Source organism: Aminobacter sp. GW821-FHT11F06 (genome assembly GCF_058808215.1).
Window position 1 is genome coordinate 401,426 of the sequence record NZ_JBXARL010000003.1, and the last position, 22,695, is coordinate 424,120.

Below are 22,695 nucleotides of genomic sequence, written 5' to 3' on the forward strand. Positions count from 1 at the left end.
CCGGGGCCTACGGGCCGTCATCAAGATCAATAGACAACCAGGAGTGCGAACGATGAATTCGTTCAAAACCTTCAATGCGAACTTGCGTCCTCTCGCCAGCCTGGCACTTGTGTCGCTGATCGGCATTGGCGTTGCCGCCTGCTCTGAAGCCAAGACCGAGACGGCGGCGGCGATACGCCCCGTCAAGGTGGTGGAGATCGCCAGTGCCGGCACGACCCGCGAACTCGACTATTCGGGTGGGGTGAAGGCGCGCACCGAGATGAATCTCGGCTTCCGCGTTGCCGGCAAGATGACCGAACGCGCCGTCAATATCGGCGACAAGGTGAAGGCCGGCGATCTTCTGGCCCGCATCGACCCGACCGACTACCAGCTAGCGGTGAGCAGTGCGGCGGCCAATCTCGAAGCGGCACAAAAGCAGGTCGAGACGGCCCAGCTTGTCGACCAGCGCGCCGAACAGCTGTTTGCCAAGAAGTTCGCCTCCGAAGCTCAGCGCGAGCAGGCGGCACTTGCTTACAAGCAGGCGGTTTCGCTGCGCGACGCTGCTTCATCTTCGCTGAAGCAGGCCAAGAACCAGGTCGGCTATGCCGAGCTGCGCGCCGACCAGAATGGCATCGTGACCGCCGTCAATGCCGATACCGGCCAGGTCGTCGGCGCCGGCACGCCGGTGGTCAGCGTGGCCGTCGACGGCGAAAAGGAAGTGCAGATCGCGGTGCCTGAGCTGGAAATCGCCCAGTTCGCGCCTGGCAAGGCGGTCAAGGTCAGCTTCTGGTCGGACGACAAGATCGTGCTCGACGGCAAGGTGCGCGAGGTCGCGGGCAGCGCCGACCAGCAGTCGCGGACCTTTTCGGTGCGCGTCAGTCTGCCTGACGATACGCGCGTTCTGCTTGGCATGACGGCCAGGATCGAGGCGTCGGTCAACAACGGCAAGGAATTCGTGTCGATCCCGCTGAGCGCGCTCGCCAAGCAGGACGGCCGGCAGATCGTGTGGGTGGTCAACAATGACCAGCAGACCGTGCATGCACGCGACATCAAGGTGGCGAGCTTCGCCGACGACGGTGTCGAGGTCGCCGACGGGTTGAAGCCGGGCGATATTGTTGTGGCGGCCGGCACGCAGTTCATGACCGAAAACCTGAAGGTCAAGCTGCCGACGGCCGAACAGCGCGCGGCGGCGAACGAAGCCACCTCGACGGTTCGCTGAAGACAGATCCCGCCAGGCGCCGCGCGGCCGATGGGGCTGTCGCGGGCGCCGTAGAACATTGAACCTGCGCATGTCCCGGTGCCGCTGACAGGCCCCGCATGCGCCAGCGTGGAACCACGGCCATGGATAATTCCAGCCAGGACAAGAAGCCCTTCAACCTGTCGCGCTGGGCGATCGGGCATCCGAGCATCGCGCGCTTCCTGTTCGGACTGATCATCATCACCGGCGCGCTCGGTCTGATGCGCATGGGCCAGAGCGAGGACCCTGATTTCACATTCCGCGTCATGGTGGTGCAGGCTGTATGGCCAGGTGCCTCGATCGAGGAGATGCAGGACCAGGTCGTCAACAAGATCGAGCGCAAGCTGCAGGAAACGCCGCATCTCGACTGGGTGAAGTCCTATACGCGCGCCGGCAGCGCCATCATCACCGTGCAGGTCAAGGGCGACACCGACACCGCGCAGGTGAAGGACGCCTTCTACCAGGTGCGCAAGAAGGTCGGCGACATATCGAGCGAGCTGCCGCAGGGCCTGATCGGCCCGTTCTTCAATGACGAGTTCGGCGACACCTTCATCACGCTGCATTCGATCGCTGGCGAGGGCTACAGCTATCCCGAGCTCAAGAAGATCGCCATCAAGGCGCGCGACATGCTTTTGACGACGCCCGGCGTCGAAAAGGCCGTGATCCTCGGTGACCAGCCGCAGCGCATCTATATCGATGTCTCCTCCAAGGCGCTGGCCGAGCGCGGCCTGACGCTGAACGATGTGCGCGCCACGATTGCCGGCCAAAACAACATCGATCCGGCGGGCTCGGTCGACACCGGCATGCATTCGGTGCGCATTTCGGTCGAGGGCGACCTTTCCAAGGCTTCCGACATCCGCGAGCTGCGCCTGCGCGCCGGCAACCAGGTCACCCGTCTCGGCGATATCGCCACCGTGACCTCCGGTCTCGAAGACCCCTACCAGCGCAAGTTCCGCTACAACGGCCAGGACAGCGTCCAGGTCGGCGTGGTGATGGCCAAGGGTTTCAAGGTCACCGATGTCGGCAAGGCCGTCGAGGAGACCTACAAGCGCTTCGAGGAATCGCTGCCTTATGGCGTGTCGGTCGACCAGATCTCCAACCAGCCGGAAGTCGTGACCGAGGCCATCGGCGAGTTCATGAAGGCGCTGATCGAAGCCCTGCTGATCGTGCTGGTGGTGTCGTTCCTGTCGATCGGCTGGCGCTCTGGCCTCGTCATCGCGATCACCATCCCGCTGGTGCTCGCCGCCACCTTCGCTGTCATGTACCAGCTCGGCATCGACCTGCAGCGCATTTCGCTTGGCGCGCTGATCATCGCGCTCGGGCTTTTGGTCGACGACGCGATGATCGTCGTCGAGATGATGGAGCGAAAGCTCGAGGAGGGGCTGGTCAAGGTCGACGCGGCGAGTTTTGCCTATTCGTCGACGGCCTTTCCGATGCTGACCGGCACGCTGATCACCACGGCCGGCTTCATCCCTGTCGGCTTTGCCGCCTCGACGGCGGGCGAATATGTGCGCTCGCTGTTTTATGTCGTCGGCATCGCTCTGGTGATCTCGTGGTTCGTGGCGGTCTACTTCACGCCATGGCTCGGCAACATGATCCTCAAGCAGCGCAAGCATGCCGGCAGCCATCACGACGCCTTCGACACCAACTTCTACCGTCGCCTGCGCGCGACGGTGAGCTGGGCCGTGCGTCACCGCATCATCGTGCTTGCGTTGACGCTGGTGACCTTCTTCGGCAGCCTGTTTGCTTTCCAGTTCATTCCGCAGAACTTCTTCCCCCAGTCGTCGCGGCCCGAAATCCTTGTCGATCTGTGGCTGCCCGAGGGCACCGCCATCAAGGAGGTCGAAAAGCAGGCCGAGGCGCTTGAAGCCAAGATGATGGACGATCCCGACAAGAAGTTCATCGCCACCTATATCGGCGAGGGTGCGCCGCGCTTCTTCCTGCCGCTCGACCAGCAGCTGCGCAACCCGAATTACGCCCAGCTTCTGATCATGGCCAATGACGAGCCGGCGCGCGAAAGGCTGATCGTCAAGCTGCGCACCATCCTGGCCGAGGATTTCCCCTCGATCCGCGGCAAGGTCGACCGCCTGTTCCTCGGGCCGCCCACCGGCTGGCCGGTGCAGCTGCGCGTGATGGGGCCCGACCGCACCGAGGTCAGGCGCATCGCCGACGAGGTGAAGGCGAAGTTCGCGGCCATGCCTGAGCTCGGCGCCATCCATGACGACTGGCTCGAGCCTGTGTCCGGAATGAAGCTTGTCGTCGATCAGGACCGTGCTCGCGCACTGGGTGTTTCCTCGCAGCGCATCCGCCAGATGCTGCAGGCAACCATGTCGGGCGCGCCGCTGGACGACTTCCGCGACGGCGAGGAGACGGTGTCGATCGTTGCCCGCGAGCCAGAGGCCAACAGGCACCTGCTGTCGGCGGTCAACTCGGTCTATATCCCGACCGACTTCGGCGGTTTCGTGCCGCTGTCGCAGGTCGCCAAGGTGGTGCCTGTGATGGAGCAAGGCATCGAATGGCGCCGCGACCGCCTGCCAACGATCACGGTGCGTGCGACGCTGCCCGACCACATCCAGCCCAACGACGTGACGATGAAGCTGTTCAACGATCTCAAGCCGCTGCGCGATGGTCTGGCGCCCGGCTACAAGGTCGAGATCCAGGGCGGTGCCGAGGACGCGGCCGAAAGCCAGATGTCGATCGCCGCCAAGGCGCCGGTCATGCTGCTGGTCATCGTGCTTTTGCTGATGGTGCAGCTGCAGCACTTCGGCAAGGCGATGCTGGTGCTGGCGACAGGACCGCTCGGCATCATCGGTGCGGCGGCGGCACTGCTGATATCAGGCGCGCCCTTCGGCTTCGTGGCGATCCTGGGCGTGATCGCGCTGCTCGGCATCATCATCCGCAACTCGATCATCCTTGTCGACCAGATCGACCAGGACATCGCGGCGGGCATGGAGCGCTACGAAGCGATCGTGGGTGCCGCGGTGCGGCGTTTCCGCCCGATCGTCTTGACGGCGATGACGGCGGTGCTGGCGCTGATCCCGATCTCGCGCGGCGTGTTCTGGGGCCCGCTCGCCTACGCCATGATGGGCGGCATCCTGGTGGCCACCGTGTTGACCATCCTGGTGCTGCCGGCCGGCTACGCGCTGTTCTTCGGACGTGAGCCGAAGAAGAAGGTGGCCGAACCGCAGGTCGCGGACCACGGCAACGTGACCGAGATCGCTCCGCGTCCGGCATTGGCTGCGGAGTAGGTGTTGGTGCTCTGAAACCGGGTATTGCGGCGCTGCCCCTCACCCTTACCCCGCAATGACGGGGAGAGGGGGGCGTAGGCGTTGTTGCCATCCTCCTTCTCCCCGTTTTTCACGGGGAGAAGGTCCGGCAGGGGATGAGGGGCAACCAGGCGGAACGTCTAGTCGCTGGCGCGAAGCCCCGGGATCTCGGCGCCATGCTGATGCAAGGTCAGGCCTGTCGCCTGGCCGCTTTCGTCAACGTCGAAGCTGATCTGGGCGTCGACGGCGGTGAGGAAGAAGTCGGTCTGGCTCTCGGGAAAAATCTGCGCCTTGGGCTGGCCGGTTGCCTGGGCGAAGAGGTCGTCGCCTTCGCGCGTGATGGTCAGGGCAAAGTCGGGCGCCAGGGGGTAGTTGCCGACATAGCGGTCATAGATATCAGGGTCGACGGCGACCGCGACCCGCACTTTGGGTGGCTCGGCGAGCTTGACGTCCTGATTGAGCAGATGCGCGGCGATGTCGTCGACGCCGATCTCCGTTGCGGTGTTGGACAGCGCGACGACGCCGATGCCTTTGGCCGGCATGAAGCCGAGGAACGAGCGATAGCCGCCGGTGCCGCCATTGTGCCAGATCAACTGATCGTCGCCGCTGCCCGAAATGACCCAGCCGAGGCCGGTTTCGTTGCCGTCGTCCATCGGACGTCGCGTTGCCAAGGTCGTGGCGAGTGCCGCCGAAAGCGGCGAGGGCCGCGCGCCGAGCAGCATTTCGAGATAATTCAGCTGGTCGTTGACTGTCGACAACAACGCACCCGCACCGGCGAGCGTCGGCAGATCCCAGCTGGCGACGGGCGCCAGCGTCTGGTCGTGGCCGTTGGCGAGCCGGTTCTTCATGTCGGGGTAGACGGTGTCGGCCGTCGACGCCATGTCGAGCGGGGCGAAGATGCGTTCATGCAGCAAAACGCCGTAATCCATGCTGGCGTGCCGGGCGAGCGCATGGCCAAGCAGGCCCATCGCCAGGTTGGAATATTCGTATTGGCTGCCGATGTCGCGGGGCAGGGTGTAGCCCGAGAGGAATGCGTAGAGCTGCGCGACGGAGTAGTCGGCATAGGGATTTTCGAGATCTGCGGGCTCGAAATTGTCGGGCAGGCGCGGCAGGCCGGAGGTGTGGGTGGCGAGATCGGTGAGGGTGATCTGCCGGCCGCCGCGTTCCGGCACAGTGACAGTTTCGGGCAGATATTTGGCGACCGGATCATCCAGGGCGACCTCGCCGCGCCCAACCATTTCGGCGAGCAGCAGCGTGGTGAAGGTCTTGGTGACCGAGCCGATCTCGAACACCGTGTCGCCGTCGACGGGGCGGGCATAAAAGGCACCGAAGCGGCCATGGGAGACGATGCCGCGGCCTTCGGGACCAAAGGTGCCGACGACGATGCCGAGGCTCTGGCGCTGCTCGTCGATACGCTCGGCGAGAATGCGCTTGATCTCGGCATCGGAGGGAAAGTGCGAGGCAGCTTGCGCCGTAACAGCAACGGTCATCGTTCGAAATGCCCTCTCATCTCAGACTGGATGACGGCTGATACCGAGCGGACATTACGTTAGCATGGCGGAATTGGGGAGCTTCGGCGACACCTTCTCCCGCGTGGGGAGAAGGCAATGTCGCAACCCGTCATTTCCCCTCAATCGCCGCTGCGTTGCTCATGAGATCGGCCGGGGTGAGGCCGACGAGTTCGCGGTAGCGGTCGGGGTCGGTGGCGCCTTCGGTGACGACGAGCAGCACGCGCGAAGTGGCGTCGAGGCCGATCGCCGCGCGCATGTCGGGATCGCGGGCGGCGGTCAGCAGCCCGGCGAGCCCGGCACCGCCGCTTTCGCCGGCAACGACAACCGGGTCATGGCCGAGCGGGCGGGCAAGGCGGTTCATCACTTCGACCGCCGTTTCGTCCTCGACAGTCATGAAGGCGTCGGCGACACGCGACAGCACGCGCCAGGCAAGCAGCGACGGCTCGTAGCATTCAAGCATCGCCATGACGGTGGGCTCGCCATGGGCAAGCTTGACCGGCTTGCCGGTGCGCGCGGTCTCGAAGATGCAGGCGGCGCGTGCCGGGTCGACGACGATGAAGGTCGGCCGTGCCTCACCGAAGCGGCTGGCGAGATAGGCGGAGGCAGCGGCGGCGATGCCGCCGACGCCGGACTGGATGAAGACATGGGTCGGGGGAAGCGGCAGTTTTTCCAACGCCTCTCGCATGATCGCCGTGTAGCCCTGCATGACCAGGCCCGGAATGCGCTCATAGTCTGGCCATGAGGTGTCGGAGACGACCGTCCAGCTGTTTTGGGCGCAGACGTGGGCGGCTTCAGCGACCGAATCGTCATAGGTGCCGGCGACGCGTGCGATCTCGGCGCCGTAGCGGGCGATGGCCGCGATGCGCGCGTCGCTGACGCCGCCATGGACGAAAATCACCGATTTCGCGCCGACAAGCTGCGCGCCTTGCGCGACCGAGCGGCCATGGTTGCCGTCGGTGGCGCAGCCGAAGGTCATGCTGGCCGAGACTTTCGCCACCTCGGGGCTGTGCAATTCGGTGATGTCGACCGGACGGCCAAGCTGTAGTTCCGCGGCCTCAAGCACGAGACGGATGACAGCATAGGCGCCGCCGAGCGCCTTGAAGCTGCCGAGGCCGAGGCGGTAGCCCTCGTCCTTGAGATGGATGGCGCCAAGGCCAAGCTCGTTGGCGAGCGCGGGCAAGGAGCGGAGCGGCGTCGGCCGATGATTGGGCCGGTGCGACAGGAAGCGCTCGACCGCTTCGGCGGCGGCAACGCCAAGGGTCTCTGCGTCGACTGCTTCAAGTGGCTTGCGATAGTCGGGGTGCTGGTTGCGGATAAGCATGATGCGAGGCTCCTGTTTCCACGCATTGATATTGCGTGGCAGGCGAGAAAGGCGCTCTAATTGGCCAGTTGTGACGCAAGTTTGTTTCGTGGGGGCCGATGTTGAAACATGCCGGGCAGGGAAGTGACCTCGACGCCTTCGACCTGAATATCCTCGACATCCTGCAACGCGACAACGCCACGCCGCAGCGCGAGATCGGCGAGGCGGTCAATCTCTCGGCGCCGGCGGTGCAAAGGCGTATCAAGCGCATGGAGGAGAGCGGCGTCATTGCGGCCAATGTCGCGGTGGTCGATCCCGACAAGGTCGGGCGGCCGATCACCGTCATTGTCGAGGTCGAGGTGGAGAGCGAGCGGATCGACCTGCTCGACGCGACCAAGGCGAGCTTTGCCTCAGCACCCGAGGTGCAGCAATGCTACTATGTCACCGGCGAGGCGGATTTCGTGCTGATCGTGACGGTGGCCAGCATGGGCGAATATGAGGCGCTGACGCGGCGGCTGTTCTTCGCCAATCCCAACATCAGACGGTTTCGCACGCTGGTGGCGATGGACAGGGTCAAGGCCGGGCTGACGGTGCCGCTTGCGGCAGCCCGCTGACATCGGGCCACGGTCATCTTCGATGCAACCATCAGCGCCCGGGATGATTACCTCTCGGAGATGCCTGCCTTCTGGAAAGCCGTTGCCGTTCCGCATGAGCGGAAAGACGCATGGCCGAACCTTGAAAGGACCGCCTCATGTCAAAGCTGAAGATCGCGATTATTGCCATTTCGACGGCCTTTGCCGTTCCGGCCGGCGCGCAGATACCGCCCAACCACCACCAACAACAGCCTGAAGAAACTGTCGATCCTCCATTGATCCCCGGCCAGGCCTACACCGACGTTGTGATCGTTGAATTCGACTCTCTGCCTGTGCCGACGAAACAGGAAGTGGAAGACGTGGTGAAGGATACGAACGCCGACGAGTTGCAAGCACTGCAAAGTGTCGTTGGCCAGTCGCCCCTGGCGTTGCAGGCGCTGGCGGCCGCCGGCATGGACCCGACCCACGTGGTGGCGGCCGGGGTCACGCCGGATGGGATTCTCACCCTGGTCGTCCAGCAGACTGCCTGATGCGTCAGTGGCGGTCGATGACAGTGCCCAGATCGGAGAGTGGGTCGAGCGTGACGCCACAGGGCGCGCAGAACACGGCGCCGGGCATGTGGTCGCTCTCGGCCAGGGCAAACCGGACGGCCGATTCCTTGTCGGCGAAGATGCCGCCAACCATGCCCAGTTCGTCGCTGACAACCCAGCGCCCCTGGGGATCGCGGCCGACCATGAAACGGTGGCTGTGAAGTGCGGGGTGGATTTCGCGAGCTAGAGTGCCCATAGTCGTTTGCCTTTCTCGATCGTCGCGGCGAATTGCCGTGCGGCCAGCATTGCTTTGGTGATGTGATGCGCCGGCCATAAAAATGCGATTGGCGGCAGGGCGCGAAGAAATTCAGATCTTATAAATGCCGGCCGATCGAAACTGAGCCGGTGGCCATGCGTACCGGGCGCAGCGCGCGCGAGGTCCGTGCCTGCGCGTCGAGCACCGGCAGGGCATCGCGGATGGCCAAGGCCGTGGTTGGCTCGACCTCGACCAGCGGCAGCCGGACATCGGGCGACATCTTGCCCATCAGGTGAAGCGCGTGCTTGACCGGCACCGGATTGGTTTCGAGTTCGAGTGCTGTGATGAGCGGGCGCAGGCGGTTCTGGATTTCCCGCGCCGCGTGCGGATCGCCACGCCGGCAAGCGTCATGCATGGCGACACAAAGACGTGGTGCCAGATTGGCAACCACCGAGATGGTGCCTTGGCCGCCCATGGTGTTGAAGCCGAAGGCGGTGGCGTCGTGGCCGGACAGCCAGATGAAGCGGTCACCGAACTTTTGGATGAGCGTCATCGGCCGCGACAGGTCGCCGGTCGCGTCCTTGAAGCCGACGATGTTGGGGATATCAGCCAGCCGCTCGATGGTGGCGGGGGCAAGGTCGACGCCGGTGCGCGCCGGCACGTTGTAGACGATGATCGGAATGTCGACCTTGGCGGCGATCGTTTCGAAATGCCTGACGATGCCGGCTTGGGTCGGCTTGTTGTAATAGGGCGTGACGATCAGGGCTGCGTCGGCACGGAAATCGCGTGCCGCGGCGGTGTAGGCGACCGTCGATTCCGTGCTGTTGGTGCCGGTGCCTGCTATGACCGGCACGCGCCCGGCAGCGATGGTCACGCAGCGGCGGATGATGGCGATGCGCTCATGCCACGACAAGGTCGGGGCCTCGCCCGTGGTGCCGCAGGGTACAAGGCCGTTGATGCCTTCTGCGATCTGCCATTCGACAAGCGTGCCAAGGTTTTTAAGGTCGACCTCGCCATGCCTGAACGGAGTCGGGAGCGCGGACAGGGCGCCTGTTATGCGGTGGCGAAGCTGCTCAGTGGTCACGGCTGTGAGGGTCATGGCTGTGGGCCCGATCATGCTGGGGGAAATTGGTGGCTCGCCGGCGGCGAACCAAGGGTGGCTGCTGAAAGCTCATCAGCAGCGAAGCAAGCACGGCGGTCGCCAGATCGGCATGCTCGCCCTTGCAGGACCGGCTGCCGTCCGCGGTGGCGTAGCGCATCGAACACACCCAGTGTCCGGCGTGGTTCCTGATGCTTTCGATGGATCTCGGCGGTTCAGCACTGGCGGCCAGCAGCAGCACCGCATCGAGCAGTGCGTCGGCTTCCATCAGCGCGCGGAATTTTCGGCGCGACCGCTCGTCGAGGTCATCAAGGCCAAGAATGTCGGCGGCGGCCCAGACGTGGTGCTCGCGGAGGATCCTGATGTCGGTGAGGCGGTCGGCCAGCGCAGGGATGTTTTCCGGCTTCATGATGAGAAGACAGATAGTCCGGCAGCGCGTGTGAATTCGAGAGAGGGAAGGGGCCGGAGTTATAAGAATCGCATAGGGATGCAGCCTAAAGGGTTCAGCTGTCGCGCCTTATTCAGCATCCCAGCCTGAGATGGAGTCGACAAAGGCCTGATCGTCGAAGGCGTCAGAGCCAGCGGTTACCGCCACCGACTGGCGATGCGCCTCAGACCGGAACGACGGCGCACGCGTGTCCGGCACCCATATTTGAACGGGCCGCAATCCCTGCCGACGCAACCGTTCGCGGTGTTGTTGCACCTTCATACGGGACGATTTTGTGGGCGACGCAGGCGGCATGCCGAATCCCCAGAATGCGATGGATCAAAGCGGTCGTGTCCGGCCGGCCTTCAATTCGGCCAATGCCTCATCAGCGAAGCGGTCGAGCCGTCCGGCGGCTGAATCTTCCGCAATCTGGCGATCCCAGCGCTCCGCCTGCAATTCGGCGAACCAGGCGGCGAACTGCTTCAGCTCGTCTTTCGACAAGGCCTCGACGGACTTTTCGATCTGCTCAAGCTTGGTCATGGGCGAAAGATAGCACGGAGGCAGCCTCAGACAAGCTGCCGCCCCGCCTACCGTCCCGGTCGGCCCGACTTGCTTGGCCGCTTCTTTTCGCGCGCGGCTTCGGCTGGGTCTTCGTAGGACCCAGCGCCGATCTTGGCGCGCTTGACCGGCTTGACGCTCTCGACGGGCTTTTCCGTCCGGCGGACGGTCATTTCGTCGAGGCTGTTCTTCTTGAACAGCGATTTGGACGCATCGTCCGGCACGCCGTAGTCGGCGCCATGGGCCTCGTCAGCGGATTGCTTTTTGAACAGCGAGCGCGGGATGGCACCGGCCGGTGTCGCCATGTCGGTACCCGGGCCCATGTCGTCGATATGAGGCTTGGCGAAGAGCGATTTGCCGGCCGGAGCCACACCATCGGCGCCCATCTCGTCGAGGTCGGGCTTGCGGAACAGCGCGAATTTGGTGTTGCCGCGTTCGTTTGAGCCGCCCGTCGGCTTGGCAGGTGGCTCGCCGATGACCTTGCCGTCGTCGCCGATTGTACGGTGGATGGCGCGGCCCTTGTTGTGCTTGCCCTTTTCGCGGCCGGAGGCCGGGCTTTCCATATCGGCATATTTGGCCAGCGGGTCGTCGGAGATGGCAAGTTCCATCTCGCGCAGGCGTTTGATCTCGTCGCGGATGCGGGCGGCCTTCTCGAAGTCGAGATCGGTGGCGGCGTTGCGCATCTGCTTTTCGAGCGCTTCGAGATGGACCTTGAGGTTGTTGCCCATCATCGCACCGGCTTCGTCGGTGAACTGCGAGATGTCGGCGCGGACGTGGTCCTTCTCGTAGACCGAGTCGAGGATGTCGGAGATGCGCGACTTGACACTTTCCGGCGTGATGCCGTTGGCCTCGTTCCACGCCTTCTGTTTTTCGCGGCGGCGCATGGTTTCGGCCATGGCGCGTTCCATCGAGCCGGTGATCTGGTCGGCGTAGAGGATCACTTTCCCATCGACGTTTCGCGCCGCGCGGCCGATGGTCTGGATCAGCGACGTCTCGGAACGCAGAAAACCTTCCTTGTCGGCGTCGAGGATGGCGACGAAGCCGCATTCGGGAATGTCGAGGCCTTCGCGCAGCAGGTTGATGCCGACCAGCACGTCGAACGCACCGAGCCTGAGATCGCGGAGAATTTCGATACGCTCCAGCGTGTCGATGTCGGAGTGCATGTAGCGGACGCGGATGCCGTTTTCGTGCAGGTATTCGGTCAAATCCTCGGCCATGCGCTTGGTCAGCACAGTGACAAGCGTGCGGTAGCCGGCCTTGGTCGTTTCGCGGATTTCGCCGACGACATCGTCGACCTGGGTTTTCGCAGGACGAACCTCGACGGGCGGGTCGATCAGGCCGGTCGGGCGGATGACCTGCTCGGCGAAGACGCCGCCGGCTTCTTCCATCTCCCAGTTGCCGGGCGTCGCCGAAACGGCGACGGAAAGCGGGCGCATGGCGTCCCACTCCTCGAAGCGCAACGGCCGGTTGTCCATGCAGGACGGCAAGCGGAAGCCGTATTCGGCCAGCGTCGCCTTGCGGCGGAAGTCGCCGCGATACATGCCGCCGATCTGGGGCACGGTGACGTGGCTTTCGTCGATGAAGACCAGCGCGTTGTCAGGGATGTATTCGAACAAGGTCGGCGGCGGATCGCCGGGGCGGCGGCCGGTGAGATAACGCGAATAGTTTTCGATGCCGGCGCAGGAGCCGGTGGCATCGAGCATCTCCAGGTCGAAGCGGGTGCGCTGCTCCAGGCGCTGGGCCTCGAGCAGACGGCCAGCCTTCTCAAGCTCTTGCAGGCGGTGCTGCAGCTCATCCTTGATCGACTTGATGGCTTGATTCAAGGTTGGGCGCGGCGTGACATAGTGTGAGTTGGCGTAGATTTTCACGCTCTTGAGGTCGCCGGTCTTCTGGCCGGTGAGCGGGTCGAATTCGGTGATGGAGTCGATCTCGTCGCCGAACAGCGAGATGCGCCAGGCCGAATCCTCCAAGTGGGCCGGGAAGATTTCGATGGTGTCGCCGCGTACGCGAAACGAGCCGCGGACGAAGTTGATGTCCTGGCGCTTGTATTGCTGGGCGACGAGGTCGGCGAGCAGCTGGCGCTGGTCGAGCCGGTCGCCGACCGCCATCTGGAACGTCATGGCGGTGTAGGTTTCGACCGAGCCGATACCGTAGATGCAAGAGACCGAGGCGACGATGATGACGTCGTCGCGTTCGAGCAGCGAGCGCGTCGCCGAGTGGCGCATGCGGTCGATCTGCTCGTTGATCGTCGATTCCTTTTCGATATAGGTGTCGGTGCGCGGGACGTAGGCCTCGGGCTGGAAGTAGTCGTAATACGAGACGAAATATTCCACCGCATTGTCGGGGAAGAACTTCTTGAACTCGGAAAAAAGCTGGGCGGCGAGCGTCTTGTTGGGCGCCAGGATCAATGCGGGGCGCTGCGTCTGCTCGATCACCTTGGCCATGGTGAAGGTCTTGCCCGAGCCGGTGACGCCAAGCAGCACCTGGGTGCGCTCGGCCGAATTGACGCCTTCGACGAGGTCCTTGATGGCGGTCGGCTGGTCGCCGGCCGGTTCGAACTCCGACTGCATGACGATCTGGATGCCGCCTTCGGACTTGTCCGGGCGGGCAGGGCGGTGCGGCACCCAGATCTCGCCGTCCTTGTGCAGCGGGTTGCCGCTTTCGATCAGCGCCGACAGGGCTGCAACCGTTGCGGTGACACCGGAATTGGACAGCGACGCCGCGTCTTCGAGCGAGATGTCGAGACCCGCGACCGGGCTGAGACCGGCGGCGGTGCGATCCTTGGCCGAGGCGGCACCACCCATCGAGGTGCCACGCGACGAGCGGGTCGGCGCCGAACTTTTCTCGGGAATCTTCTTGGCTTTGGGTTGAGGCTTTTCGGCCTCCCTGGCGATCTGGTCGGCCCAATCGGCGATGGAGCCGGACAATGGCGCGCCGGTGAATTCGGCCTGCGGCGCTTCGCCCAAGCCAGGGCGATGCAGCGGCTCGGAAGCGTCGAGGAAGTCGGTCACGCCATTGCCGCCGCGCTTGCGCGGGGCGGCACGGTTGTCAGCCCCCGAAGCGGGCGATTTCTTTTCAGGAGATTTGGCCATGAGCGAAATATGGGCGGTATCGGCGAAAATGAAAAGGGCGCGGGAACCGGAAAGCCGGTACCCGCGCCGACGAGCAATCGTGCTCCTGACATCAGGCTGTCAGGAAGTTGTCACCTCGGGCAAGGGAAGCCGGGTGCGATCCTGCAGTTGGCGCCAGGTGGCCGCGGCCTGGGAGGACGTGGATAGGGCGGCCGGTTCCAGTTGGGCGGACGATTCCAATAGGGTGGGCGGTAGACCGGAGGACGAACGATGATCGGTGGCGGCACGACGACCACAGGCGGCCGATAGTTTGCCCGCGACAGCAAGTTGGCGGAGACCCAGCCGCGCAGCCCGTCGCCGCGGATGTTGCACCAGTTGGCCTGGCAACTGCGTATGTCGACAGGTGTGCCCCTCAGGAGCATTCCGATAGGGGCGTAGCCGGTGCCGGGGCCGGCGCGGACATTGACGTTGCCTGTGGTAAAGCCATTCGCGGCCGAGGCCGCCGCCGGCAGAATCACCACGCCGGCGAGTATGGCGGCGGCCGTGACAAGTCTTCGAAAACGCATGGGCAGTGCTCCAGACCGATTTCACTTCGAACCGTTGCAGACTACTGCCTATCGCGGTGCGCGCCAGTATGCTGATGTCATTATCCTTTATGCCTGCGTAATGCCGCTCCTGCAAAGGCTGCGGGTTGCCGCTACGTGTTTGCGTGATCGCCCATGAGTGCTAGAGAGCGTGCACTCAATTCCGGACCCAGGCATCAATGATCGCAGTGACCAGCAGCCCGTCGCAGTGCACGCCCCTGACGTCGATGGCTTTGACGCAATGAAGATCGCGCACATGATGAGCCATGGCGGGCTAAATGGCGTGTCGACGAGTTCGGTGACGCTGATCCAGGCGCAACTCGATGCGGGACACGAGGTGATGCTGGTGCACACGCCCGGTTCGTGGATCGAGCGGCAGAAATTTGGCGGTCCGCTCACCATGATGGCGTCAGGCTTTGCCACCAAGCCAGACGAGATCAGGCGCGTTGGCTACGCCATCCGCGACTGGGGAGGGGACGTGGTGCATGCGCACGGGAGCCGGGCAAACAAGTTCGGGCTGGTGTTCCGCTGTGCGTCCGGCGCCCCGATCGTCATGACTGCGCACACAAGGCAGTTCCAACTGCCGTGGCTGTTTGCCCATGCAGTCATTGCGCCGAGCCAGCAGACGGCAGATTATTATCTGTCGCGTCGGCTGGTGCGGCGGCGGAACATGCATCTTGTCCGACATATGTTCGACGTGGGCAGCGTCGAGGCGGTGACTTCGCAGAGCCGTAGCGCTGCACGCGCGGAGCTCGGTATCAGGGCCTCCTCCTTGGTCATTGGTTCGGTTGGCGAGATCACCGAGCGCAAAAACCAGACCGATGCCGTACGCGTGTTGCAGCGCCTCGTGGCCGCAGGCATCGATGCCGAACTGGTGCTCGTCGGGAGACTATCCGAACTTACGCGCAGCGACGCGTGGAACGCCGCGGTTTCCGATCCCCGGATCGCCGGACGCTTGCATCTGACGGGCGAGCGGCAGGACGCGGCGGCGCTCCTTCATGCCATGGATATTTATATATGCACGTCGAAGTCGGAGGAGGGGCCGATTGCCACCCTCGAGGCGATGGCCACCGGCTTGCCCGTGCTCTCGGTGGATGTCGGCTACTCCTCGGCCTTGCTGCGCAACGGTATCAATGGCTGGATATTCGGGCATGGCGAGGTTGGCGGCATGGTCGAAGTTGCCACGAAGCTTGCCACTGACGCTGCATTGCGCGAAACGATCGGCAGGGCGGCCAAGAAGACGGTCGCCGAACGTCTCGCCCCACAGTCGATAGTGCCAGAGATCGACGCGGTTTATCGCGTCGCCATCGCACGATCCGGCAATGGGCGACGGCAAAAATAAACTGATACAGCGGGGCACCGCCAGCCGCGCGCAATGAATTGCTGTTAGGGTGGCGACGGTCAATTTCGGGCGCAGCGTGTCCAACTATCCCTTTTCCTACAAGGTTTCCTGGCCGGTCCGGTTTCTCAAGCCGTCGCTGCGCGGCGACGCGTCGGGCTGTCTACCGGCACGGGCGGCGTTCATTGCCACACCTGCAAGGACGGTGCGGCTGGCCTTTGTCGGTGACATTTCCGCCGTGGCCAACCGGCGGCCGCCGGTGTGCGATGCCGAACTGACGGAGCTTCTGGCATCGGCCGATCTGGTTGTCGGCAATTGCGAGAGCCCTATCGTCGACAGACCGAGCGCGAAGCTGGGCATGCTGGTGGGCTCCCACCACGCCATGACGCACGGGTTCCTGGCGGGTGCGCTGGAGGCGGTCGGTATCGTACGCGAACGGCTGGTGCTGTCGCTGGCCAACAACCACGTGCTCGACCAGGGTGTTGTCGGGTTCGAGGCGACGCGGGCGGCACTCGATAGGCTTGGCATCGCAACGATCGGGACGAGTACGGCGGTCACAAAAGTTGCGACTGGGCCGCTGACGCTCGGGCTTGTGGCGTTCACGCAATGGCGCAACGCGCCGGCCGAGCAGTTTGCCGGGCGGGTGGCGATGGCCGAGGACTTCTTTGCCGCTGCCGGCAAGGGGCTGTCTGACGGTACGGACCTCGTTTGCGCGGTGCCGCATTGGGACTGGGAGTTCCGGCATTTTCCGCGTGCCGAGACGCGTGCCTGGGCGCAACGGCTGGCCGAACTCGGGGTCGGGCTCATCGCCGGGCATCATGCCCATGTCGTGCAGCCTATTGCGCGCATCGGCGAAACGCTTGTGGCCTATGGGCTGGGCGATTTCCTCGGCACGGCACTGGCCAGGCAACCCTGGCCGGGACGGATCGGGGCGATCTTCGTGGTCGAGGTCAGTGCGGACGCGGCGACACGCGGGCGGATCGCGAGCTATCGGCTGGTGCCATTCATGCGCCTGCGCGACGGCGACCGCGAGAAGATGCTGCCGCTCGAAAAAGTCGAGGGCGGGCTGGGAGCCAAGGTGCGGGCGCGCTGGGCGGCAATCTACGGCACTGACCAATCCGGCTTCACAGATTGAGTCCGGTTATCGCGCCATCTCCTTGTTTTCGTGGAGGCGCGGCCGATGTTGGTGGTGCCGTATGGACAGGTTTGTTGCTTCGCGACATTTGGCGAAAAGCCGCTATCATCCGAGCAGCGGCCGGGGTGACATCGGCGTGGTGAGGGGGATTTGGTGAGCGCAACTGGTTTCATGCCCGACGATGCGGCAATCGCGGGTATCAAGAAAGATATTGCGGCCTATGAGGCCGAGCGCACCACGATCAGGCGTAAGGCGATGTGGCGGGTGCCGCTCTATCTCGGTGGGCTGATCGCCACCGTCCTGGTGCTAGCGCTGGTGTTCAACCTGATTGCCGATGTCAACGAGCAATGGCTGTCGACGCCGCATGCCTATCTCTATGTCGTGGGCTTCATCGCTGCCTTCTTCTTCTATTTTCGCGCGATGAGGCCGCTTGACGCCGCCAACGCGTCGTTTCGCGCCAAGCTGCTGCCGATCGTCTTCGGTTTCATCAAGAACATGCACCATGAAAGGGCGGTGATGCCGCCATCCTTTGCGGTGCTGCCGAACGAGACAGTCGGCAAGTTCAACATGGTAGAGATCGACGACTCCATCTCGGGGACATATGATGACTTCCACTTCGAGCTCTATGAAGCGCTGCTGATACAGCGGAACGAAAAGTCGGACTCGACCGCTTTCCAAGGCGTGATCGTGGCATTCGGGCTGGAAAAGCCTTTTCCCGGCATTCTGGTCGCGACGGTGCGGACCGATGCGGCCCTGAGCTTCTTCAGCGAAATCTTCGGCAGCGGACTGAAGGAGATCAGGTCCGGGGTGCAAGAACTGGATATGGCCTATGAATTCCGAACCGGCAATGTCGATGCCGCGCAGCCGCTGGTGTCAGGGCAGATGGCGCAGGCGCTGACCTGGCTCAAGGAGGCCTGGCCGGGCGAACCGGCGCGTATTGCGCTCGAGGGCAAGGACGGATTTCTGCTGTTGCCGGACAAGAGGAACTTCTTCGAGCTGCCGGCCTCGAATGTGCCGCTGGACTACAAGGCGCATATCGAGCCGATGATCGCCGACATGGCAACAATGCTGGCGATCACCGTACTGGTGCGCAAGATCGGGACCTGAGACCGTAGAGCCTGTTCCATTCCGATAGAATCGGAATGGAACAGGCTCTATCTTCTTGTTGGAGCATGATCTTTTCCGAAAACCGGTTCCCACTTTTCGGGATCATGCTCTAGCCGAAGCGCAGCTTCAGCCCGACGATGGCGAGGATGAAGACCAGCGTGATCGAGTTCGACAGGATCACCGGCAGCGAACCGATAGCGAAACCATAGACGATCCACAGCGAGATGCCGGTGGCGAGCGCCGCATTGGTGCCGAGCGAGATGTCGCTGGTCTTGCGTTCGCGCAGGATCTTGGCGATCTGCGGCAACCAGGCGAGCGTGGTCAGGATGGCGGCGACGGCGCCGACGATTTCGAACAGGGGGTTCAAGGCGGGAGCTTCCCTAAAGCACAAATCGTGCGGCGCGAGCTATGCCAGATCGGCGCTCGGCTGTGAAGCGGACGAGAAGGGCTGGATCAACGAAAAGACAGCGCAAAACGTCGCGGGATCATGCCGAGATTGCCCGGAGAAATTGCCCTGGGGTCGCCTCGATACGGCGTTTTGTGATCGCCGAAATGACAATCCGGCGCTTGGATGGCGATGCGGTGACAGCGATGTGACGGCCCTAAACCCATGCGGGATAAGGGGATCGGTGGTGTCGCCATCATACCAAATCAGTTCGAACGAGGTCGGTTGCGTCGGAATATGGCAGAAATAAGCCTATGATTTTGTTCGATAATTTCACGCAACGTGATTTGCGTCAGGCAGGTTCGGCGGTCAGTCTCCAGCTTGTTCGGCGGGCCTTGCTGCGAAAGCGAAGCCCGCGAGGACGCAGATAGAACGGGAGTACCAGACATGAACAAGTTCCTTGCAACGACCGTCGCTTCGCTTGCTTTCATCGGTGCCGCTTATGCCGCCGACGTCGAAGGCACGGTCCAGTCGGTCGATCCGGCGACGCGTTCGATCACGCTGGACGACGGCAAGACCTATGTCGTGCCCGAAAGCATCAAGGTCGACGGCCTTGCTGCCGGCGCCAAGGTGAAGGTGACCGTCGACGACACCACAGGTGCGGTAACCGCGATCGAAAACGCCTCCTAAGGCCGCATCGCCAGCTTGCCCTGCCGGCACTGCCATACGCCCGGGCAGGGCGAGCGATGTTCTCGACACCTTCCAAGCTACCTATTCGGCCGGCCCCTCGCGGGTCGGCTTTTTTTGCGTGGTAGCTTCAGAAGCCGATGTTTTCGGCAAGCCAGTTGGACGAGCGCTTGGCCACGGCCAACGTGCCGTCGGCAAAACGGTCGAGACCCGAACGCACCAGCGCATAGCCATTGGCCGTGCGGTAGAGAACCGAGCCATTGTCCTGCGGCGTACCCGCATAGGCAGCCGGCTGGACCTTAGGCTGGATGGCTGGGGCCGAGGCAAGCTTGGGATCGGTGAAAGCAGTGGTGCGGCAGATGCCGGTGACCAGCGGATAGTCGTGGTTGCCTTCGCGCAGGATGCGGCTCTTCATCGCCGCCTCGCAGTCGGCGACGGAGGTCCACTGTGCCGGCGTCTCGCCGATATATTCGCAAAGCTTGGCGTCGCAGTCACAGCCGACGATGGTCATGGCGACAAGGGCTGACTTGATCACGGTCCGAATCCTCAGGGATTGCTCACCAAGCGATTTCTCGACTGCGATCACGGCGCCAGTTGGCCGCAATCATGGCATGACGGTGGCGCCGCGCGTTCGGCCTCAGGTTGTGGCTGCAAAACCCCAGTAGATGTGAACTTCGCAACCTTTCCCTTGCGCAATCGTAGCGGCGGCTAACAATGGCGGCGGAGGCTGCGGCGCTTGTGCTGCCGGGGAGGGTTTGTTTCGTGAAGATCGGCGTCGTCAGGAATCCGGTGGCCGGCGGCGGCAGGCTGGGAACGCATTGGACGGAAGTTGCAGCAGCACTTTCCGAACGCTTCGGCGATGTCGAGTTCCGCGAGACCGACGAGCCTGGCGATGGCGCGGCGATCGCGCGCGATCTCGTGGCGCTCGGCTGCCAGATGGTTGTTGCCGCCGGCGGCGACGGCACGATCAGCGAAGTGGCCGACGGCATCTTGCAGATGCAGGCGGAGACCGGTGTGGCTGCAGTGCTCGGCGTGCTGCCATGCGGAACGGGCTCGGACTTCGCCCGCGGCATGGGCATTCCGGTCGAGGTCAAGGCGGCAATGGCGCGCGTTGCCGAAGGCAAGGACCGCATCATCGACGCCGGTCGTATCTCCTTCGTCGACGAACATGGCCGGCTGGCGAGCCGGCATTTCGTCAACATCGCAAGCTTGGGCATGTCGGGTGCGACGGTGCGGGCGGTGAACGCCGACCGGCGCAAGGGCCGCGTGTCGGCCAAGGCACTGTTTTTCTGGCGCACGGTGACGGAGTTCGTGCGCTACCGCTTCCAGGAGGTGCGCATCACGGTCGACGATGGCGAGCCGGTCGAGGCCAAGGTGGCGCTGGTGGCTGTGGCCAATGAAAGGTTCTTCGGCGGCGGCATGATGATCGCCCCCGATGCCGTGCCCGACGATGGGCTGTTCGACATCGTCATCTTGCGGGCAGCGAGCAAGCTCAAGCTGATCCTCGACATCCGGCTGCTTTATGGCGGGCGCCACCGCAATCATCCCGCGATCACCATCCTGCGTGGCCGCAAGGTGACGGTCGAGCCGCTGGGCGATCCGCTCGCCAACGCGGCACTTGCCGACATCGACGGGGAATCGCCTGGGCATATCCCCGCGACATTCGAGATGTTGCCCAAGGTGCTGAAGGTGAGGTGTTGAGTCAGGCGGTTAGGAGAATGAGTCGGCAAGGCGGTGTAAGAGATTGATTTCATAGAGCTGCCCCTACCTTCTCCCCGTAATGACGGGGAGAAGGACGAAGCTCCAACGCTGGCGCCCCCTCTCCCCGTTCTTCACGGGGAGAGGGTAAGGGTGAGGGGCAAATTCATGGGGCAGGTTCCTTGTAGTCTGCTCAGGCGTCCATCGCCCTGACCATGGCCTGGATTTTCGTCGCCTTTTCGAAATGGTCGAGCTTGTGGGTACGGATCCACCATTCGGCTGCTTCCATCAAAAGCTCCGGGTCGTCGTTGCGGTTGGCGAAAAACGCGTAGAACGATAGTCCGACGTCGGGGCCCTTGGCGGCAACCTTGCGTTCGCAGACGTCCAGTATCTTTGCCTTCAGGCTCGCGCGCACCGGAGATTCCTTGTCGTGGGATTTGCCTGAGCTATCTCCCTGTTGAAGCCGAGTGTCAAAGGTCGATGTGCTCTCGGCCCCCATTTGGGCAGGGGCGGAGCCGTTGGTTACCCCCACCCCGTTGCTGCACAGCGACCCTGCCCAGGAGGGCAATGCCCCTCACGGGAACAGCGGGTCGGGTGTCATTTCGAGATGCAGCGGGCCGCCGCTCCATGGGTGCGCCTCGCAGACATCCTCGTTGAGCTCGACACCGAGGCCTGGCTCCTTCGAAGGGATGACGTTGCCGTCCTGCCATTGCAGCGGTTTTTTGAGCAGTTCGGCGTGGAAACCGTCCCAGGTCTTGATCGATTCGAGGATCAGGAAATTGGGCAGGGTGGTGGCGAGCTGGATGTTGGCCGCGCCGACGATCGGCCCGCAATAGCAGTGGGGGGCGATCTGGATGTGGTAGGCCTCGGCCATGGCGGCGATCTTCTTGGTCTCGAGGATGCCGCCCGAGCGGCCGAGATCGGGCTGCAGGATGGTTGCGGCGCGATTTTCGATGACGCGGGCGAATTCCCATTTTGTGGTCAGCCGTTCGCCGGTGGCGATCGGGATTTTTGTCCTCCGCGCCACCTCGGCCATCACTTCGGGCATGTCCGGCGGCACCGGTTCCTCGAACCACAGCGGATCGTAAGGCTCGATGGCGCGCGCCATGCGCAACGCGCCCGAGGCGGTGAACTGACCATGCGTGCCGAACAAAATGTCGGCGGAGGTGCCGACCGCCTCGCGGATGGCTTTCATCATGCGCGTCGACAGGTCGATGTCGATCAGGCGGGGCTGGTGGCCGTCAAAGGCGGTGTAGGGGCCGGCAGGGTCGAGCTTGATCGCGTTGAAGCCCTGGGCGACATAGGCCAGCGCCGTTTCGGCGGCGAGGTCGGGGTCGTTGTAGACGTTCTTTTCGCTCTCGGTCTCGCCGGGAAACACGCTTCCCGTGCGCGGGTAGAGATAGGTGTAGGAGCGCAGCGCTTCGTGAACCTGGCCGCCAAGCAGCTTGTAGACCGGCTTGTTGGCCTCCTTGCCGATGATGTCCCAGCAGGCCATTTCAAGCGCCGACACGCAGCCCATCATCGAAATGTCGGGGCGCTGGGAGAAGCCCGAGGAATAGGCGCGGCGGAAGAAGGTCTCGATGTCGTGCGGATCGTGGCCGACGAGGTAGCGGGCAGCGCAATCCTCGATCATCCTGGCGGTGATATCGGGGCCGAATGTGGCGTTGTAGGCCTCGCCATAACCGACCACGCTGCCATCGGTGGTGAGTTTGACGAAAATGAAGTAACGCCCGCCGGTCTGTGGTGGCGGGTTGTTGACCACGAAGGTTTTGACGTCGGTGATTTTCATCGTTGCTCCTCCGGTCGTGTGAAATCGTGGACGTTAGGCGCTGCCCCTCATCCGCCTGCCGGCACCTCTCCCCGTAAGGAGGGAGAAGGCACAAGCGGCGATGCTGACGCCTCCCTCTCCCCGTCCTTCACAGGGAGAGGGTAA

At 63.5% G+C, this 22,695-nt stretch carries 22 protein-coding genes; 9 read left to right on the forward strand and 13 right to left on the reverse strand.

Features of this window, described 5'->3' with window-relative positions:
• The first annotated feature begins 52 nt into the window (after nucleotides 1-52).
• The gene (locus AC1RTB_RS09875) at nucleotides 53-1,198 is read left to right on the forward strand and encodes an efflux RND transporter periplasmic adaptor subunit (RefSeq protein WP_492877516.1); all 1,146 of its coding nucleotides are present in this window, start codon (nucleotides 53-55) and stop codon (nucleotides 1,196-1,198) included.
• 122 nt (nucleotides 1,199-1,320) lie between these two features.
• Nucleotides 1,321-4,464 (forward strand): efflux RND transporter permease subunit, encoded by a 3,144-nt coding sequence (locus AC1RTB_RS09880; RefSeq protein ID WP_492877514.1) that lies wholly within the window; start codon nucleotides 1,321-1,323, stop codon nucleotides 4,462-4,464.
• A gap of 158 nt (nucleotides 4,465-4,622) precedes the next feature.
• Here AC1RTB_RS09880 and AC1RTB_RS09885 read toward each other — a convergent pair whose 3' ends face one another.
• Nucleotides 4,623-5,972 (reverse strand): serine hydrolase, encoded by a 1,350-nt coding sequence (locus AC1RTB_RS09885; RefSeq protein ID WP_492877512.1) that lies wholly within the window; start codon nucleotides 5,970-5,972, stop codon nucleotides 4,623-4,625.
• Between the two features lie 130 nt (nucleotides 5,973-6,102).
• The gene (locus AC1RTB_RS09890; protein ID WP_492877511.1) at nucleotides 6,103-7,314 is read right to left on the reverse strand and encodes a diaminopropionate ammonia-lyase; all 1,212 of its coding nucleotides are present in this window, start codon (nucleotides 7,312-7,314) and stop codon (nucleotides 6,103-6,105) included.
• A gap of 98 nt (nucleotides 7,315-7,412) precedes the next feature.
• On the opposite strand from AC1RTB_RS09890, the gene AC1RTB_RS09895 reads away from it, so the two are divergent.
• A complete protein-coding gene (locus AC1RTB_RS09895; protein ID WP_492877509.1) occupies nucleotides 7,413-7,907 on the forward strand; it encodes an Lrp/AsnC family transcriptional regulator in 495 nt (164 codons plus the stop codon).
• A gap of 137 nt (nucleotides 7,908-8,044) precedes the next feature.
• A complete protein-coding gene (locus tag AC1RTB_RS09900; RefSeq protein ID WP_492877507.1) occupies nucleotides 8,045-8,416 on the forward strand; it encodes a hypothetical protein in 372 nt (123 codons plus the stop codon).
• A 4-nt stretch (nucleotides 8,417-8,420) separates the two neighbouring features.
• Here AC1RTB_RS09900 and AC1RTB_RS09905 read toward each other — a convergent pair whose 3' ends face one another.
• The 7 genes from AC1RTB_RS09905 to AC1RTB_RS09935 all read right to left on the reverse strand — a co-directional run bounded on the left by AC1RTB_RS09905 (nucleotide 8,421) and on the right by AC1RTB_RS09935 (nucleotide 14,393).
• Complete coding sequence (locus AC1RTB_RS09905; protein WP_492877505.1) at nucleotides 8,421-8,672, reverse strand: hypothetical protein; 252 nt, start codon at nucleotides 8,670-8,672, stop codon at nucleotides 8,421-8,423.
• A 118-nt stretch (nucleotides 8,673-8,790) separates the two neighbouring features.
• The gene (gene dapA, locus AC1RTB_RS09910; protein ID WP_492877503.1) at nucleotides 8,791-9,771 is read right to left on the reverse strand and encodes a 4-hydroxy-tetrahydrodipicolinate synthase; all 981 of its coding nucleotides are present in this window, start codon (nucleotides 9,769-9,771) and stop codon (nucleotides 8,791-8,793) included.
• On the reverse strand, nucleotides 9,746-10,180 hold the full coding sequence (locus tag AC1RTB_RS09915; RefSeq protein WP_492877502.1) for a hypothetical protein: 435 nt from the start codon (nucleotides 10,178-10,180) through the stop codon (nucleotides 9,746-9,748). Before AC1RTB_RS09915 ends, dapA begins: the two co-directional genes overlap by 26 nt.
• A 108-nt stretch (nucleotides 10,181-10,288) precedes the next feature.
• Nucleotides 10,289-10,513, reverse strand: a complete 225-nt coding sequence (locus tag AC1RTB_RS09920; RefSeq protein ID WP_492943808.1) for an antitoxin MazE family protein — start codon at nucleotides 10,511-10,513, stop codon at nucleotides 10,289-10,291.
• A gap of 24 nt (nucleotides 10,514-10,537) precedes the next feature.
• Entirely contained in the window at nucleotides 10,538-10,738 is a 201-nt protein-coding gene (locus AC1RTB_RS09925) for a hypothetical protein (protein WP_492877498.1), read from the reverse strand.
• 47 nt (nucleotides 10,739-10,785) lie between these two features.
• Nucleotides 10,786-13,848 (reverse strand): excinuclease ABC subunit UvrB, encoded by a 3,063-nt coding sequence (uvrB, locus tag AC1RTB_RS09930; protein WP_492877496.1) that lies wholly within the window; start codon nucleotides 13,846-13,848, stop codon nucleotides 10,786-10,788.
• A 110-nt stretch (nucleotides 13,849-13,958) separates the two neighbouring features.
• The gene (locus tag AC1RTB_RS09935) at nucleotides 13,959-14,393 is read right to left on the reverse strand and encodes an SH3 domain-containing protein (RefSeq protein ID WP_492877494.1); all 435 of its coding nucleotides are present in this window, start codon (nucleotides 14,391-14,393) and stop codon (nucleotides 13,959-13,961) included.
• 277 nt (nucleotides 14,394-14,670) lie between these two features.
• On the opposite strand from AC1RTB_RS09935, the gene AC1RTB_RS09940 reads away from it, so the two are divergent.
• From AC1RTB_RS09940 to AC1RTB_RS09950, 3 genes are all read left to right on the forward strand, one after another.
• Nucleotides 14,671-15,753 (forward strand): glycosyltransferase family 4 protein, encoded by a 1,083-nt coding sequence (locus AC1RTB_RS09940; RefSeq protein WP_492943813.1) that lies wholly within the window; start codon nucleotides 14,671-14,673, stop codon nucleotides 15,751-15,753.
• A gap of 76 nt (nucleotides 15,754-15,829) precedes the next feature.
• Complete coding sequence (locus AC1RTB_RS09945; protein ID WP_492878169.1) at nucleotides 15,830-16,885, forward strand: CapA family protein; 1,056 nt, start codon at nucleotides 15,830-15,832, stop codon at nucleotides 16,883-16,885.
• Between the two features lie 153 nt (nucleotides 16,886-17,038).
• A complete protein-coding gene (locus AC1RTB_RS09950; protein WP_492877490.1) occupies nucleotides 17,039-17,992 on the forward strand; it encodes a hypothetical protein in 954 nt (317 codons plus the stop codon).
• 109 nt (nucleotides 17,993-18,101) lie between these two features.
• On the opposite strand, the gene AC1RTB_RS09955 is transcribed toward AC1RTB_RS09950, so the two are convergent.
• The gene (locus AC1RTB_RS09955; RefSeq protein WP_476788026.1) at nucleotides 18,102-18,359 is read right to left on the reverse strand and encodes a SemiSWEET family sugar transporter; all 258 of its coding nucleotides are present in this window, start codon (nucleotides 18,357-18,359) and stop codon (nucleotides 18,102-18,104) included.
• 465 nt (nucleotides 18,360-18,824) lie between these two features.
• Here AC1RTB_RS09955 and AC1RTB_RS09960 point away from each other — a divergent pair, with 465 nt between their 5' ends.
• A complete protein-coding gene (locus AC1RTB_RS09960; RefSeq protein ID WP_492877488.1) occupies nucleotides 18,825-19,067 on the forward strand; it encodes a DUF1344 domain-containing protein in 243 nt (80 codons plus the stop codon).
• Between the two features lie 127 nt (nucleotides 19,068-19,194).
• Here the strand turns inward: AC1RTB_RS09960 and AC1RTB_RS09965 are convergent, their stop codons facing one another.
• Complete coding sequence (locus AC1RTB_RS09965; protein ID WP_492877486.1) at nucleotides 19,195-19,599, reverse strand: hypothetical protein; 405 nt, start codon at nucleotides 19,597-19,599, stop codon at nucleotides 19,195-19,197.
• 227 nt (nucleotides 19,600-19,826) lie between these two features.
• Here AC1RTB_RS09965 and AC1RTB_RS09970 point away from each other — a divergent pair, with 227 nt between their 5' ends.
• Nucleotides 19,827-20,765, forward strand: a complete 939-nt coding sequence (locus AC1RTB_RS09970) for a diacylglycerol/lipid kinase family protein (protein ID WP_492877484.1) — start codon at nucleotides 19,827-19,829, stop codon at nucleotides 20,763-20,765.
• A gap of 190 nt (nucleotides 20,766-20,955) precedes the next feature.
• Here AC1RTB_RS09970 and AC1RTB_RS09975 read toward each other — a convergent pair whose 3' ends face one another.
• Nucleotides 20,956-21,177, reverse strand: a complete 222-nt coding sequence (locus AC1RTB_RS09975) for a DUF6500 family protein (RefSeq protein WP_492877482.1) — start codon at nucleotides 21,175-21,177, stop codon at nucleotides 20,956-20,958.
• A gap of 159 nt (nucleotides 21,178-21,336) precedes the next feature.
• Nucleotides 21,337-22,551 carry a mandelate racemase/muconate lactonizing enzyme family protein gene (locus tag AC1RTB_RS09980; RefSeq protein WP_492877480.1) on the reverse strand — a complete coding sequence of 405 codons (1,215 nt, stop codon included), beginning with the start codon at nucleotides 22,549-22,551 and terminating at the stop codon, nucleotides 21,337-21,339.
• Nucleotides 22,552-22,695: the final 144 nt, after the last annotated feature.